Source organism: Chitinophaga sp. (assembly GCF_035538455.1).
Taxonomy (GTDB): domain Bacteria; phylum Bacteroidota; class Bacteroidia; order Chitinophagales; family Chitinophagaceae; genus Chitinophaga.
Window position 1 is genome coordinate 24,795 of record NZ_DATLKJ010000126.1, and the last position, 16,538, is coordinate 41,332.

General features: G+C 41.1%; 14 protein-coding genes and 1 tRNA gene. 7 read left to right on the forward strand and 8 right to left on the reverse strand.

Translation table 11 applies throughout. The features are described 5' to 3' along the window. Positions 1 to 58: 58 nt before the first annotated feature. From VM802_RS15165 to VM802_RS15175, 3 genes are read left to right on the forward strand one after another with little or no spacing between them, the layout of a single operon-like run. Positions 59 to 2,068 carry a phospholipase D-like domain-containing protein gene (locus VM802_RS15165; protein ID WP_325531923.1) on the forward strand — a complete coding sequence of 670 codons (2,010 nt, stop codon included), beginning with the start codon at positions 59 to 61 and terminating at the stop codon, positions 2,066 to 2,068. Then, a complete protein-coding gene (locus tag VM802_RS15170; RefSeq protein ID WP_325531925.1) occupies positions 2,061 to 3,041 on the forward strand; it encodes a hypothetical protein in 981 nt (326 codons plus the stop codon). Before VM802_RS15165 ends, VM802_RS15170 begins: the two co-directional genes overlap by 8 nt. A 30-nt stretch (positions 3,042 to 3,071) precedes the next feature. Next, entirely contained in the window at positions 3,072 to 4,193 is a 1,122-nt protein-coding gene (locus VM802_RS15175) for a DUF4236 domain-containing protein (protein WP_325531927.1), read from the forward strand. A 534-nt stretch (positions 4,194 to 4,727) separates the two neighbouring features. On the opposite strand, the gene VM802_RS15180 is transcribed toward VM802_RS15175, so the two are convergent. Further along, positions 4,728 to 5,534 (reverse strand): alpha/beta fold hydrolase, encoded by an 807-nt coding sequence (locus VM802_RS15180; RefSeq protein WP_325531929.1) that lies wholly within the window; start codon positions 5,532 to 5,534, stop codon positions 4,728 to 4,730. Between the two features lie 491 nt (positions 5,535 to 6,025). On the opposite strand from VM802_RS15180, the gene VM802_RS15185 reads away from it, so the two are divergent. Continuing rightward, a complete protein-coding gene (locus VM802_RS15185; protein WP_414647090.1) occupies positions 6,026 to 6,766 on the forward strand; it encodes an AraC family transcriptional regulator in 741 nt (246 codons plus the stop codon). Between the two features lie 8 nt (positions 6,767 to 6,774). Here VM802_RS15185 and VM802_RS15190 read toward each other — a convergent pair whose 3' ends face one another. The 5 genes from VM802_RS15190 to VM802_RS15210 all read right to left on the reverse strand — a co-directional run bounded on the left by VM802_RS15190 (position 6,775) and on the right by VM802_RS15210 (position 10,399). Then, positions 6,775 to 7,185 carry a cupin domain-containing protein gene (locus VM802_RS15190; RefSeq protein ID WP_325531933.1) on the reverse strand — a complete coding sequence of 137 codons (411 nt, stop codon included), beginning with the start codon at positions 7,183 to 7,185 and terminating at the stop codon, positions 6,775 to 6,777. A gap of 243 nt (positions 7,186 to 7,428) precedes the next feature. Continuing rightward, positions 7,429 to 8,250 (reverse strand): helix-turn-helix domain-containing protein, encoded by an 822-nt coding sequence (locus VM802_RS15195; RefSeq protein WP_325531936.1) that lies wholly within the window; start codon positions 8,248 to 8,250, stop codon positions 7,429 to 7,431. Between the two features lie 192 nt (positions 8,251 to 8,442). After that, positions 8,443 to 8,856, reverse strand: a complete 414-nt coding sequence (locus VM802_RS15200; RefSeq protein WP_325531938.1) for a nuclear transport factor 2 family protein — start codon at positions 8,854 to 8,856, stop codon at positions 8,443 to 8,445. A 44-nt stretch (positions 8,857 to 8,900) separates the two neighbouring features. Next, complete coding sequence (locus tag VM802_RS15205; RefSeq protein WP_325531940.1) at positions 8,901 to 9,644, reverse strand: alpha/beta fold hydrolase; 744 nt, start codon at positions 9,642 to 9,644, stop codon at positions 8,901 to 8,903. Between the two features lie 275 nt (positions 9,645 to 9,919). Continuing rightward, entirely contained in the window at positions 9,920 to 10,399 is a 480-nt protein-coding gene (locus VM802_RS15210; protein ID WP_325531942.1) for a cupin domain-containing protein, read from the reverse strand. Positions 10,400 to 11,100: 701 nt separating this feature from the next. On the opposite strand from VM802_RS15210, the gene VM802_RS15215 reads away from it, so the two are divergent. Further along, positions 11,101 to 13,476 (forward strand): mechanosensitive ion channel family protein, encoded by a 2,376-nt coding sequence (locus VM802_RS15215; RefSeq protein WP_325531943.1) that lies wholly within the window; start codon positions 11,101 to 11,103, stop codon positions 13,474 to 13,476. Between the two features lie 19 nt (positions 13,477 to 13,495). Here the strand turns inward: VM802_RS15215 and VM802_RS15220 are convergent, their stop codons facing one another. Further along, entirely contained in the window at positions 13,496 to 14,047 is a 552-nt protein-coding gene (locus VM802_RS15220; RefSeq protein WP_325531945.1) for an alpha/beta hydrolase, read from the reverse strand. 528 nt (positions 14,048 to 14,575) lie between these two features. Here VM802_RS15220 and VM802_RS15225 point away from each other — a divergent pair. Continuing rightward, on the forward strand, positions 14,576 to 15,238 hold the full coding sequence (locus VM802_RS15225; RefSeq protein WP_325531947.1) for a putative polyvalent protein kinase domain-containing protein: 663 nt from the start codon (positions 14,576 to 14,578) through the stop codon (positions 15,236 to 15,238). 212 nt (positions 15,239 to 15,450) lie between these two features. Here VM802_RS15225 and VM802_RS15230 read toward each other — a convergent pair. After that, positions 15,451 to 15,524, reverse strand: a tRNA-Asp gene (locus VM802_RS15230). A gap of 284 nt (positions 15,525 to 15,808) precedes the next feature. Here VM802_RS15230 and VM802_RS15235 point away from each other — a divergent pair. Next, positions 15,809 to 16,538 (forward strand): Crp/Fnr family transcriptional regulator (locus VM802_RS15235; RefSeq protein WP_325531949.1); only part of this gene is annotated, 730 nt, incomplete at its 3' end.

The window sequence follows — 16,538 nt, forward strand, 5'->3', positions numbered from 1 at the left end:
TCTTCTTCCGCCAATCTATAGAAGACGCTAAATTGTTTACCTCCAAAACGCCTCAACTATGGACCCCATAAATCAGCAAGTCATTAATGACAACAAAGAAATTTATGCAAAAATCCAGCTTGAATTGCTCGAAGCGGAGTCTGAAATCCTCCTTGCTACAGGATGGTTTACAGATGAAGACCTGTTTAATATTTTGTCTGGTAAGCTGGAAAAAGGTGTTGCTATTGAAATTGTTATCGCTGATAACCAGGACAACGAGAAACTGGACTTTAACAGGCTGGTAGCCAAAGGTGCATCCGTTTATAAAATTAAGAGCAATGGTTATGGTATAATGAATCAGAAATTCTGCGTGATTGACAGACGGATTGCTCTGCATGGTTCCTATAACTGGACCATAAATGCAAAAAAGAATAACCACGAGAGTATCATCAGCACCAATCACCAGGAGACTATCGATGCATTAATAGAGAACTTTAATACCATCAAGAACAAAATACTCGAGCAAAGGAATGAACCGGTGCATAATAATGCTTCGTCTCTTGTTAGTGAAGAAGAATCCAGAGGAACAGGAGGCGTGCAACCTCTCAGGGCTGGAGCGGAGTTTGAAAAGGTGCTGGATTCTATGATTGCTGCAGAGATAGGCAGCTTTGACCGCAAGCTGCTCTGGGAACAAGGCTTTGAGAGATGCAGTGCCAACAACGGGGACCACCAGGTACTGTATAAGGCATTCGATACCTTATACTCTATGTTCATCAATGATATTGATGTTATCGATGATAAGAAAAGGCGGCTGATATCCAGGATTGAAGAATACAGGACAAAGAGCCTGGATACGCTTGGGAAAAAATGTGAGATTCAGATTGATTTTATGGAACGGGAAAGTACCATCGCCCAAACCAACCTGGAGATAAAGAACGTTAGACTCACGGCTGAGATTGAGTCTACTACCAGGAGTATTTTGGATATCAGAGAGAATAAAATACCCGTTAAAGAGGAGGAGAATGTCGAACTGGAAAAACGGATAAAGGTCGCAGAGCAGGAATGGGTAAAACCAAGAATAAAGTGGTTTGAATTTATCACGATCGTGATTTTTAACATCGCATTGCTGAGTTACCTGTTTGTGTTTTATTCTTCAGCGGCCTACATTTTGCTTTTTGGAGTGACAGACGCAAAATTACAGGAAGCGCAGGGTATTCCGGTAGCTCCCGCCCAGGTTTTTAATCCGGAAGCGTTGACGCATGCACTTAGTAAAACCGGTACGGCCGTTTCTTTTATATTCCTGTTTGTATTTATCCCGCTGGCATTTGCGGTTGTTGACCAGTTTGTGAGCCAGCGATGGAAATGGGTGGCATCTGTATTAAGTTTTGTGCTCGGCATATTGGTAATAGATGGGACTATTGCTTATCGGGTAACGCAGGCTGTTCATGAAATGAATCTTCTCCAGGGGAATGTTAGTGTACCCTGGGAACCCAGGATGGCTTTCTCCGATACCAACTTCTACCTGGTATTTATTTTGGGCGCCTCCGGCCTGTTGATCTTTAAGCTGGCATTTAAAAGGCTGATGCGCATCTTCGAAGAACGAAGCCCGGATATGATTACGCAGCGAAACCAACTCAGAATTAAACAGCTCCGGGAAGAGATGACTACCAATTCAGACAGGATTGTGCTGTTCAAAGAAAGTATAACAACACTCGAGCTACAGATCATTCAATTAAAAACAGATATTAAACATACCGATCTTGAGTTGAGGGAACTGCCTGTCCGGTTAAACCAGGATCTGCAAAAAAAGAGGTCCCAGTTGCTGAAGGAGTCGGAGAATATTGACCAGATTGCACTCATTTACACCACGCATATTCAATCAGACTACCTGCCTGTCTCAGAAGATGCTTTAAAAGACCGGATCAACGTATTCCTTGAAGGTTGGAATGACTTCCTTCACAGAGAATATGCAATACCCAAAGCGGTTTCAAAAACCGCTCAGGCAGTGGAAGTGGCCGCCAGGTGGCAGACGGAGAAAATGTATGCAGGTAAAATTGATAAACGTGTAAAAATCGCTCAGTATGCGTAATCTTCATTTAACCGGTTTTATCGCGTTGCTTGCTGCATTGGGCTGCCGTGCTCCGCAGCGGGATCATGAAAATGTACCGGATACTGGCAGTGTATTTACTATTACACACTTTAATATTCTGTTTGCACCAGATATGTCGAACCGGGTTGATACGGAGCGCTATAAACGTCCGCTTAATGATGTGAATATTCTGTCAATCGTCACCAGCGATTTATATCCATCTATCCTTCGGTTTAAAAGATCAGAAAATCAGAAGGATAAACTAAGGATCGACTTTATCAACAGAGGATTGATTAATCAATATGCAGTAAATACAGATAAGCTGCTGATTGACTTTGACAGATTTGCAAACCAGAAAGAACGAATCAACTATATCAGGCAAACGCTGAAAAAGGATGAAGATGAAATGACAATGGAATTCACCCGGGTTAATGGTCTTGCTGTTAGGCAGAACTTTGGTGCAGACATATGGAGCTACCTGAATCAGGGCATTGATGATAAGCGGGTGCTCTTTTCTGAAAAGCCTGTTAGGTTGGATCATAACACCTATGTGAATACGTATCGGAATATCCTCATCATGCCCACAGATGGATACATTGAGGCCGGCATATTTGGCAAAGGAGTTGATTTGGGCCAGAATACTGTTGCCCGTTTCAGGGAGGCTTTTTCAAACTCCGGTGAGACTAGCATGCAGCAGTTTCTTGATAGTAATAAACAATTCCAGATAAGACCTGTGAATAATGCTTACCTGAAGGATCTGGAAATCCTGGTGATGGAACTTTACGACCGTTCGCTATCGAAACAAGGCGCTGCAACAGTGCATCCAACGGATATGGAGATCATAAAACTACTCTGGACAAAATGGTTGCAGCAATCAGGCGTAAAGCGTTTTGAGTTGCACCCGTTCGCCAGTTCCAGAGATGAAGCCGAGAAAACCATACTCAACTTCATGGGCATCACTAAAACATTATAGATAATTTATCTAAACCACAACTTTATTGCTATGAGTTGGTCTTACCGAAAATCCATAGGCATTGCGCCTTTCAGAATCAACATTTCCAAACAAGGCATTGGTTATTCGATAGGTGTGAAAGGAGCACGTGTTAATGTCAGCCCTAAAGGAACATATGTCAATCTGAACTTTCACGGTATCAGCTATCGCCGGAAAATATCGGGTCCTTCTTATCCCTCTCCCTATATAATACCTCAAACACTACCTGCCGGATCTGTTAATAATATAGCATCTGCGGATGTTGAACAATTGACGGATACGGACTCCCAGGCTTTTATTACAGAGCTGAATCGGAAATGTGCACAAGCTTCTTATGTAAAAAAGTGGGGCATTCTACCCTTCTGCACAATAATGTTGATTTTGTTATCCGTTTCCTTTGACCAGCAGCAGAACCTTGCGAATGAGTACCTGGGGTATGAGCTTATTGCTTGTGTAGCCTGTTTCGTTCCTCTGATATGCTGGCTGAGAAAGCTGGACAAGCGACGGTTTAAAATAGAACTGCACTACGAGATGGATGACCGGTACCAGCAGGTGTATAAGCAACTCAAGACTCATTTTGATACCTTTTCACAGTCTTCACGGATCTGGCAGTATCTTGATGCACAGCATACTACGGATCATAAACGAAATGCAGGGGCTGTCAAGTTAATCAGGAGAGTCAATATAACAAGTGGTATGTCAGCCAATAAAATACCGATGCCATATTTTATTACGAACGTAGCCATTCCCTGTATCTCACTCAGTAATATGGAATTGTTCTTCCTGCCGGAACGTCTGCTGATAAAGCGCGAAGGTACTTTCGCTGCAGTGTTTTACAAGAACTTACGCATCACCGGTAATGCTGTCAGGTTTGTTGAGTGGGAGAGCTTACCTCGTGATGCGAGGGTAGTGGACTACACCTGGCAGTATGTGAATAAAAATGGAGGGCCAGACCGGCGGTTTAACGATAATCGCAAACTTCCTGTTTGTACCTATTCAGAATATAGGTTTACATCAGATACCGGGATCTCTGAAATTATTGCAACTTCAAAACTGTCAGCTATGGATGATCTTGGTGATTTCCTGGCGAAGATAGGCGGGTTGCAGAAGAAATTTGAGGGTGGTTATAATTAATAAGGCTCCCGGTTTTTACTGAGAGCCTTCATCGCATTGGTTTTGTATGATAGATGTCGCTTGCAGTAACCGGGATTTGCAGAGTGCCAGGAATATTAGATTTTCTTTAACAGATGATGTTCTATAACTGCGGTGAGAACAAGTAGTATTGCGCTGTTATGATAGTAATGGCCATACTATTACGTAGCATAGAACACCAAACCTGTACATTTCTTTATTTAAAAATTTAAGCTTATGAAAAATTTAAAATCATGCGGAAACCGGCTTAACAGAAACGAACTCAAAGCCGTAAATGGAGGTAGAAGCCAAGCTCAGAACTTATGTTCTAATTCGATTTGCGGAACTATAATAGGACTGTCCTGTCCAACCGGTTGCCGCTGTATACCGGCAAGTGAATGCTGTGATTTTCCAGGGAAATGTGTCCCTGCCTGATATGCTTATTCATGAATAGAAAAGGGAGCTGCGCAGCTCCCCTTTCTATGCTATATCGTAGCCTTAAAGCATTCTTCTATGATGCATTTATTTTTCAGTTAATTAATCGGCGATAATCTGTTTAATAATGTTGACATATTGCCCGGGTTGTGATAAATGTGGACTATGACTTGTTTCAAGTGTATATGTCATCTTAACGCCGGATGCGGTTGCCATCTCTTTCTGAATTGCCGGCCCTACGGCTTTATCTTTACTGGTAAAGATGTAATACCTTGGTACTTTACCATAATTAGCATCCGTGATACTGATTTTATCGCCGAGCGGGCGTAGCGGCTCCGGCTTGTTTGCCTCCAGGAGCTTTCCCTTATAAGAGGCAGCACAATCTTCACAGAAAATAGATAGTATGCTATCCGGATTAACAGTAGCTGCTGAATGTTCCGCGTTATAAATCAAATTGGGCAATAGATGTGTTTCTTTATCCTTTCCTGCAAAGTCAAATATATTTTGACCATCCTTCAGAAGGAAGGCTAATTGATAAACCAGTTTACTTATTTGATTTGGAATCTTTTCTGCAACTAAGGAAATGGGCACTCCTCCCAGGCTATGACCGACAAGGATTATGTTACGCTGGCTCCCGATAACGGCTAATACGGCGTCCCGGTATTTTTCCATGGTAACAGTTTTCGGATCTGAACCGTCTCCTCTTCCTGGAAAAGTTACTGTAATAACATCATAACCTTCCTGATTCAAAAGGTCCCTTACACTGCTGAATGCACCCCCTGTTTCAAATGATCCTGGAACAAAAACGATTGTTTGTTTCTTGTGGTTATTCGTTTTCCTGCAAGCCATTATGCTTCCAATGGCTACGATACAAAATAAAGCTAACTTAAATCTGCTTACATGTTTCATGAGTTACCCAAATTATTATGCTGAAAATTATCTCTTCCCTGAGATTTTTATCCTGGTGCCTGGTAAACATTAGAGATGGTATCTCTGTTTTATATTGATACTTAGTGCCCTGGGCTTGTAGTAAAATTCGGGAAACAGACAGTATTTAGTTTGCGTGAACGGTTCAATTTAACTTTGTAGTAAAGCTTTTATTAACCCGGAAGAACTAAAATTATCGCAGCAAAGCTATTTTGAACTTCCCGGAGCATCAGTATATGCTTTAAACATAATATTTTTGTTGTTTGGGGCCGTTGATTTATAGGAAAGGCACAGGCATTCTGGTTTATGTACGAATATTATAATTTTCAGATTGCAAGACAATGACAGATGACGCGAAATACCAGTATATAGTTCCTATATCGACTAATTTTGGCAAAGTATACGTGGATGGGATTGATCATTTGTTTTATTATGGAACGGATGAGAACTTTTCCATGAATAGCGACTACTTTATGCCTAATCATACCCTTATCTATTGCCTGGACGGAAAAGGGATCATAACAAATGGAGATCTGTGCTACTCTTTTGAGAAAGGGGAATCTATCTTTATCAAATCTGATCAGTCCTTTAGTTTTAATACCGTATCAGATACAGGGATAGACGAATTCAAGGTAATAGGAGTCGCGTTTAATATATCATTCTTACAACGGTATTATATTCAATATGCTTTAATGCCTCTTCCTATAAACAAAGAATATCCCTGGTTATCCAATATCGGAAGCCATATTCTGATTCAGAATTTCTTTAAATCATTGGATCATTTTTTTGTACATGCTATTCCGCTCAGTACAGAATTAATGCAACTTAAAACAGTACAGATTCTGGAGATCCTGGTGGAAATTGATGCTGCTATTGTGGGAGTATTGTTTGATTTTTCTACGGTCGATAAAGTAAGGTTGGATGAGTTTATGATTAAGTATTATAACCTGAATGTTCCGTTGGAGACATTCGCGAAGTTGACAGGGAGAGAGATAGAGCTGTTCAGGAAAGATTTTTACAATGCATTTGGAGAGGCCCCAGGCAGATGGTTGCTTAAAAAACGCCTCGATCTGGCATACCAGCTTATCAAAGAAAAAGGATTAAAGCCAAACAAGGTGTATAAAGATGCCGGCTTTGTAAATCTCTCTCATTTTTCAATTTCATTTAGAAAAGAGTTTGGTATCAACCCATCGGAACTTTATGAACAGCGTTGAATGATCTGTTACTTAACTATTTCTGCAAAAGGTTTCCCTTTATCGATAAAATAAGTAGCAAGTTCTACTGCTTTGACATTACCGTGATTTGTTACTGAATGGATCTTTCCGCTTGGTATGAAAAGTACTTCACCAGCCTTTAGCGTTCTCGGTGGATTGCCTTCCACGTTGTATTCCAGTACTCCTGCCAGAACATAGATGATTTCAGCACCAGGATGTCTATGTCTGACGGATACAATATGCGGGGCTATTTCGACTTGTGCCTGGATGACCATTTTTCCCGGAATATTGAGGTCGTGTTGCTGTAGGTCGGTTCTCTTGATCCCTTTGTTTTGTGCTGATGCTAAGTGTGAATCCGTAAGGATAATGAATCCAGCAAAGGCAATAATTTTACAAAGGATATTCATGTTGTTATTCATTGTATAAAAGTTTAGTTTACCATTATGTGCCTGAGTTGTACTGATTGCTGACGGCTTTCTGGATCTGATCAGAACCAACTCTTCTTAAACAAAAAACGATAATTAAGAGATAATGAGTTTATCTGAGAGGTTCAATCTGACTTTGTGATACCTAAATACATCATTTGGAAGATTTTGAACGTAGCTTTCTGCAGGAAGGCCTGATCTTCCGGAAGCATATACTGGCTAATCAGTGTGTAGATTTTAGAAGTCGCAGAGAAAACCCAAAGCAATTGCTTTTAGTATTTTTGAGGGGCTTCTGCCAAAGGCTTTTCTGAAGGATATTGAAAAGTGTGACAAGCTTTCAAATCCTATATTCAGGTATATTTCTGATGGCCTGAGCCGCTTAACACTAATTAGATAGTATGCAGTTTCTAACCTTTTTTGTACTAACCATTTCTGTGGTGTGCATTGAAAGATCTTATAAAAGTCTCGTTTGAATGTTGCGATGCTTCTGCCGGTCATAACGGCGAACTTTTCAATTGGCAGATTAACCATGAAATTCTTCAACATGAATTCTTCCAGGTTGATCTTCCCATTCTCGTCGAAATCAAATAGAAAATTCTTTAAGTTGCTATCTGTCTGTAATAGCATAGCAACAATTTCGTCGAGTTTAATTTCCTTTAGTTTTGCAGAAATGCGTAGCGAAGCATCAAGATATGGCATGGTTGACCCAATAAGACTTAACAGTAAAGAGTTCTTTCTGAATAGAATGAACTTGCGTCTTTCAATCATACATGAATCAGTAACAATTTTGTTTTTGCCCAGGTATGCTTTCAGATAATCCTGGTTGAGATAAATTGAAATAGCATTATAGCTGGGTGTACAATTATCTATTGGCAAATACCGGATGAGTTGATTCTTTTTACATAGTATAACATCCCCTTCTGTAAATATATGGGTCTGGTTATCGAAGCTCATCTCTATCGAGCCTTTCACAATGATCAAAAGACGATGTTCAGAAAGATAGATTTCATCGGACTGAAATACCTGCTCATTTCTCTTAAAAAAGAAACTCCCTCTCATTTCCTTAGTGTTATGTTTTAGTGTTGCGGCATAAAGCGCCAGGCAATTTTTAGTGTTCTATGTTTTATAAGTTACTAAAAAATAAAGAGAAAGCAGACGCTTTCCCTGTTTTTTCGAGTGTATATCTACATTTTACAAACAGATAGTTTTGTTTTTAAATATAACTGAGCACTATAAACCCGTAGTAAGTGTTTAAACAATAATTTCCAGTGTTTTCAAAGCCCTGGCTATCTGCACTGTGTCGGCGCATTGCTGAAAAGTTACAATTTTCTCTTTCTCAAGTTTGTAAATATGAGTAAATGAAGCTGTGAATGTTAGCCCCGTAGTTTTAGCCCTGCCTTTGTAGAAGCCGGTGACAATGACATATTCATTGATTTCAAAATATACTTCTGGAAATGGAATTATTTCATCCAATACGTTCCCCAGGAGGTAGGCGAAAAAATCATTTAGGAGGCTTTCAGATCCAATATAAGTACCGCTATATGGAAAACCATGAACAATTGTCCAGCTCGCATCAGGAGCCAGAACTTCCCTGAAAACTGATGGATCCCCCGGATTATCGTAGATTTTTTTTACAATATCGATGGTTGCAGATGTAGTAGACATATTTTTCCCTTATTGTTAACACCCCGTCATTCCTGGTGTTGTGACTATTTACCGGCAATGATAAGATCAATGTATTTAGCTACAAGTTGTGGATGGGATAACTGAAGGAAATGGCTGCCATCGATATTGTATTCACGAACTACGTTTTCGGCGGTAGCAGCCATTTCTTTTTGTAACTCCGGACCAATGGCCATATCCTTAGTTGCATGTATATAGTACTTTGGAACACTGCCGAAACGTTCATGTGTCAGGGAGACTGGAGTGGCAAAGGGTTTAAGTGATTCGGGAATAGATGCTGCGGTAATCAGATCTTCCTGATCTGAAGCGGCACAGTCTTTACAAAGTACATCTACTACTCCCTCTTTCTTTAGTGTTGCTGAGCTATGATCCGCTGATATAATCAGGTTATGTCCGAAGATACTTTGTTTATCTTTCTGGGTGATGGCCAGCAATGTTTCATTATCCTTTGGCAGAAATGCTGTAAGGTAAACCAGTTTTTTAATTTGTCCCGGAATCTTATCAGCGACAGCGGAAATAACGACACCTCCCATGCTGTGGCCAACAAGAACTACGTTATTCTCGTTACCAATGGCAGCTAGCACCTTATCTCTGTATGAATCCAGGGAGTGCTGGCTTGTGTCAGTCTTGTCTTTTCCATGACCGGGCAGATCAAGCGTGATGATTTTTGAATATCCAAGCTTGTACAATTCAGGTAGCACCTTGTTAAAGTTGGAAGCGGCGCCGAAGGCGCCATGAACCAGGACAATGACAGATTGTTGTTTGTTCATTCTCATTCTTTTTGATTGTGAAAATAAAGCGGGAGTAATCACCAGCAAGGTTAATGTGATAAGCAGGAGTCTAAGTTTTCCCATTGTCTTTGTTTATTAGATTTATATAAAAATGGATGTCAGCTGGAATATCAGGACCGGTGAATATTTAATATGAAGACCCGCGCACTGCAGTATATTAGATACTTTTGTGGATGCTTCCTCATAGCAATTAATGCGCAGTATATAAATCCGGTTCGAAGCGAATGCGTAATATTATTAATACTACTATAATCTCATTTATCAGCGTCTGATGATTGTATTGCTAACTTTTTACCTTTGTCGACTATGAACGTTGCTATTACTTTTGCAGGGGATTTACCTACGTTCCGTGCCTGGTGGACTGTGCCACGACCGTTATGATAGCTATCCCCTTTTCTGACTAACTGGGGCCGATTACTTCCATCGGTCCATAATTCAAGCACGCCCTGCATTACTACTGCATATTCGTCTCCTTCATGAAAGTGTTTTCCAGTTGATGCCCCAGGCGTAAATTCAGCAACAACAATCAGTGCTTCTTTTGAAGAATCATTACTGACTGAACTCTTTAAAATGGTGGTACCCTTTATTCCCGAATTTTGCTTATATCCGGAAGGTACCTGTGAGGTTTCGACGCTTTTGTCTTTATTCTGTGAATACAATGAGAACGGATTCATCAGCAATAGGAAAAAAGTGGTTAACGATAGTGTTACATTCTTATTCTTAGATGCATTCATACAAAAGTATTTAGTCGTCAGACAGATATAGTGGTTTTGTTGCATTCCTGATAACTTATATGTAAAAGTGGCCCTTCAGTATAATGCAGTCAGAGCTGATTAATTTCAGATATGGTTAACATTTCAGATGCTCTTATAAAGGTCAGGAATTAATAACCTTGTGGGTTGTTTAAAAAGTTCAAATTCATTTTGCTGAAATAACCGGAGAGTTGAGGGGATCAGGTAGGAAGAATGGATTGTAAAGATATTATTTTAAGTCAGGTACGCATTTAAGAAACCGGGATGTGTTCAGTCTACCTCCAGGGGCGGGAGTTGAACGGTTCTGTTCTGTGGGAGAAATCACTACCCTGAAGCCCTGATCAGTGGCGGAATACCGGAGTATACGTGGACTTGATCCGGGTATGCTCCGGGACAATACCATTAGCATGAGTGGTCATACTACTTGCCTGATGAAAAGATATGAAGCAGGCATTTGGCAGTGGTTAGTGAATAATCCATTTGGTCCGCAGTACTGGATGCCTGAGAGTTTTATATGTGTGGCAGCTTATCTGGTTAAAATAAGAATGCATACAATTGAAAGAATATCATTATATTTGTGCTGCTTTCAACTGCCCTCATAACCCGTCATCTCTTTTAATACTTGTTTAACTTTCCCGTCAGGGCATCTGCTTTTTGAATGGGATATTACTCACTATCCACACATGACAAAATCAATGCATGTTGCATGCACCAAGACGATACGGGTATTACTTGTTTTCCTGTGCTGCTTAAATTGGGGTGGAAACGCGGCTAAGGCGCAACCCCGGAAAGACTCAGTCGCCACCGCTACGCCCGGCTTCGCGAAGCTGAGCGTCGACAGTCTGTTGATACGGATGGAGGAGCTCCACAACACCCTGAACCGCATCAATGATATCACCTCCCGGAGATTCGATACACGGGGTATGGAGGGAGAACTCCCCGAAATAAAATCCAATCTGCAAATCATTGAAGACAACCTGAAACTGTACAATAATGTTTTAAATATCCGCAATCTGCAAATGTTCCGCGTATTACTGGCCGATATGCGGGAACATCTGGATAACTGGCGCACCCGGTTGTTCGATTACAACAAGGAACTCGTGAGAATGAATGCAGAGATGATGGCTTTTACCAAAGATTCCTTTGTAAAGCAAATCAAAGCAGACACTACTTTCCGGAATTTTTACCTGCCTGAATTAAAAGAATTAAAAGGCAAATGGCAGGAGGCACAGAAAGCCACTACACAGCATCTGGAGAAGATTGCTGTGTTGCAGGCTGGTATTTCCGGCAGTTATTTTAAAGCATTGGAACTGGAGAATAAGGTCAATAAACAGCTGCAGGTTTTTAGTGTCAAATCTTTCGGTAAAGAATATGCTTATCTGTGGGAAGATAGAGGGCGTACTGATTCCTCCGCTGCTACGCTGGCCCGGCAATCATCCAAATCATTTGAAGGACTGGGGAAGATACTGAATTATTATACCCTCACCCATTCCGATAACTGGTTCTGGATGCTGGTGATAGGACTGGTATTCTTCTTCCGGGTGAATAAACAGTTCAGAAGAATAAAAAAGGCCGGCAGGAGCGAATTGCTGCAGACACCTTATATAAAGTATTTGAGAGCCTTCCCTTTTTCAGGAACGCTGGTGATTATTCTTAATATCGCCTCTTTCTTTGACCTGAATGCGCCGTCGGCTTATATAGATTCGTTGCAGTCCTTTTTGCTGTTTTTCCTGACAATCTTATTCTGGCGCAAGTGGGAACGCCGGATGTTTGTTTATTGGATCGCCATTTTTGTATTATACCTGCTTACAACAGGAACCGCGGCAGTTGTTGTGCCAGATGTCCGCATCCGGATATGGATGCTGGTATTAAATGGGTTGTCCGTAGTAACCGGTTTGTTTATTTATTTCCGCATTTATAAAAATTTATCTGCCGGAAGGCTGGTTAGAATTGTGTCTATGATCTTCGTTATATTGAATGTACTCGCAGCACTCTTCAACCTGTATGGCCGTTTAAGTATTGCTCAGGTATATAGTACTGCTGCGATCGCCGGACTATTGCAGATCATCGGCCTCACCGTGTTTATACAGATCGTGGAAGAAGCCTTTTACCTGCAGATGCAGGCCAGCCGTATAGCAGGGGGTATTACTGCCCGGTTTGATTTCGAAAAGGTGCGTGCAGGGCTGCATAAAATGCTGGTGGTACTGGTAGTGGTATTATGGCTGATGGTGTTTACCACCAATCTGAATATCTATAATGAATTATATAGCGGTATCAGCAGCTTGATCGCCACTCCCAGAATTATTGGCAACACCTCTTTTACACTGGGTAATATTCTGCTGTTCTTTGTGATTCTGTTAATTTCTAATCTTTTGCAGAAGTATATCGGTTATTTTTTTGGAGAGACAGATGATGACCTGGTGGGTGAAGTAAAAGAGAAAAGTTCCCGATTGCTGTTATTACGCCTGCTGGTGCTGGTAACCGGTTTTCTAATTGCCATTGCGGCTTCCGGTTTACCAATGGATAAGATTACTGTGGTACTCGGCGCCCTGGGTGTTGGTATTGGTTTGGGGTTACAGAATATTGTGAACAACCTCGTTTCAGGCGTGATCCTCATCTTTGAACGTCCGCTGAAGATTGGCGACTTCGTAGAAGTATCCGGACAGAAAGGCCGGGTAAAAGATATTGGTATCCGGTCCAGCAGAATGGTGACCACAGAAGGTGCGGAAGTCACCGTACCCAACGGCGATCTGTTATCTTCCAAACTGATTAACTGGACACTCAGTAATAATCATCTACGGGCAGAACTGTTATTCACCATTGCTCCTTCCACAGCGTTGCCGCTGGCAAAAGAAATTATCCTGGAAGAAGTGTCTGGTTCGGATGTCATTATCGGTAAAGTGGCGCCTGAATTACTGGTGAAGAGTATTAATGATAGCAACGTTGTGCTGAAGCTACAGGTATGGATTCAGAATGTACACCAGGAAGAAGCGTTTAAGAGCCGTCTATTACAACAGGTCCACCAACGGTTAAAAGATAATGAGATCACGATGTCGTAACAAGTAATTGTATCAAGGATTACAGGTTCTTTATATCGGTGGCTGTCACTGAAAGATCATTATCAAACTGATGACCACCGCTTGCCATTTTACGAAAAACAGCCCAGGGCAGCAGATGTTGATAGTGTGTGAAATGATCAAACGGCACTATTTCATCATCTATGCAGTGATAGAAAAAAGTCGGAAGGTCTTTTGGCAACTTATCAGCAAAACCATCCCGAAGTTTAAGCGGCTGCACCCAATCCTGATTGCCACTCCAGAATGGCGGCGCGACCAGGAACATGCCGGCAATTGGTGTATTGACCACGTTTTCAGAAAAATATTTTACCAACATGGAAGCACCGACGGAGTGGCCAGCTAAAATAAGCCCCTCTTTGGCAGCAGCAATATGTTTGCCTATCTGGTTGAGCCATTGTGGCGCAAAATCGGGTATAGATTCATCGGGTAGCATTTGTGGATAATGTACGATGTAATCATTACCCAATGCAGTTTGTAGTGAAGCTACCAACGGTTTGTCCGTTTTGTAACCTCCATTCCCTCCTCCTTGTATAAAAAGCACCTCTTTTTTCATATCTGATTAATTATTAGGCTTTGGAGAACTTTATTTAAACAGGAATAATTTAAACGCTAATAAATGTAATTGTAATTAACTGGACGGCTAAAGGAGAAAAAGGATTTCGGCCACTTCGTGTTCATATGTCTCATACCCGCGTATTGTTATTAGGTAGGAAAGCAATGGTTATGAAATATACAAATTTGAAGGCTGCATTCAAAACTATTTAGTGTTTCACTATTTGATCCAAGAGAAGCGAAAGAAATACAATTTGGCTAAAAACAAGAAGCCTGCGTATTGCGCGGGCTTCTTCGAGATTTTCCTTGCGGGGTGGAGGGGACAATGTTCGAACCTATTTGTGGTAGATCTGGAGAAAATTCCCTCGTTGGCCCACGAGATTATTTAAACAAAATTGTAATTTAAAGGAATCAATTTTTCGATTAGACTTAGTTAAGAGTTTTCTTATTATATTGAAAACCATCTTATTGTGCAGTTGATCCGACATGAAATTCAAAATTTCCTTGATTTTTAGTAGTTTTACTTCAAATGAATACTAATGATACCAGAAGCAAACTTAAAAATATCATTGACGGAGTTATCATTGAGGGGGCAGCAGATAATTGCACAGCAACCAGAAATATCCTATGCGCAAGCTTTAGCACAAGTACAACGGTTAAAAGAGATTTCGAAAGTAAAGCAATCACAAAAAAAGAGCAGGCCGAATTCTTAAAAACCTACGCTTTGGGAAAAAATCTTTCGATAAAGCAAGCCCCCAACGAATCCCAATATCTTGCCAGAGGTGGTGAATCCAAAGTTTATTTTGAAGCAGAAACTAATAGCGTTATTAAATTAAATGATGGAATTTATTATGCTACGTGGTTGGAGTTCTTTAACAGTATTGTGATTCACAATCTTCTTTTCCCCAATACAGCTTATAGTTTTCTTGGATTTATTGAAATCGAAGATACAATTTGCGCTGTGTTAAAACAACAGTTTGTTACATCTGATGATGCAGTTGATCTGGACGATGTTAAAAATTTGCTGGCATACAATGGTTTTGAGAATACATTAAGGAATGGACTTCCTACCAACAACTATTACAATAAAGAGTTAGGATTGATTCTCGAAGATATACATGATGAAAACGTTATCGTGAAATCCAATACACTTTTCTTTATTGATACGGTATTCTATACAGCCTTTCAATAGAGTAAAGATTAGAGCTATTAGGTAATTGCTACAATTTAAACCTACCAGACAGTAACAACATAATTTTAGATACGAATTCTTCAAATAACGCTCCAGAAAATGATACCTCAAAATCATACCGGAAAGAAAATCAACCTGATCCAAAATTAATTTGAACTCGACTAAAAGAAGAAACCTGCGGTTCAGCGCAGGTTTCTTCGAGATTTTCCTTGCGGACCGGACGGGACTCGAACCCGCGACCTCCGCCGTGACAGGGCGGCATTCTAACCAACTGAACTACCGATCCTCGCTAGTGGCGGGCTTTTCAGCCCTACCGTTGTCCCCGTTTGGGGTTGCAAATATAGAAATAAATATTTCAATCATCCAAATATATTTCAAAAAAAGTTTTCAAAATTGCTGAAATAGGCTACCGCGCACACTTTGATTTGTCTTAAAATTCCTGTAGAGTATAGCGATCTGTGTGCTGTGAACTGTGTCGTCTCCGGATGGCGGTATTGCCTGGACATTTTTCATATATTTGACCTGGAGATGCGCCTTTCTTTACTTCACCGAAACATTAAGCCAGACTATATGGAACCTGTAACTACTGCACGGCTCAAAGTTATTGACGCCCTGAAAGATGTGCCCGATGATCAGCTGGAATGGCTGATAGCTGCTTCGGAAGACCATCTGTTCGAAGATGGCGAATTCCTTTTTAAAACCGGTGATGCCGTGGTATATATGCAGATCATCCTCTCCGGGAAGATAAAATTATCGCGCGTGCAGAATGGACAGTATGAGGAGACGGGTGAGTTTGTAACAGATACTATTATCGGGTATCTGCCTTTCTCCCGTATCAAAGCAGCGATGGGATCAGGCGTGTGTGCGGGTGAAACCAGGGTGTTGTCGTGCCATGCTGATAAGCTCAAAGATGTCATCAGTAAATATTACGAACTCACGGAGGCGCTGGTGCATGTGATGTCGTCACGTATACGCAGCTTCACTTCCTGGCAGCAGCAGAATGAAAAGATGCTCGCGCTGGGTAAACTTTCTGCGGGTCTTGCGCATGAACTGAATAATCCTGCCGCGGCATTGCTACGCAGCGCCGCAGCGCTCAATACCAATATCAATGCCGTGCCGGAGATATTCAGACAGATGACTGCATTGCAGCTTTCTTATGAACAGACGGTGCAGCTGGTCGACAGAGTACTTAATTTCCGCAACAACAATCACGGACAACAACTGAGCTTAATAGAACTGTCCGACAGAGAATCAGAACTGTACGACTGGCTGGAAGAAAAAAGTATCACAGATACAGAGG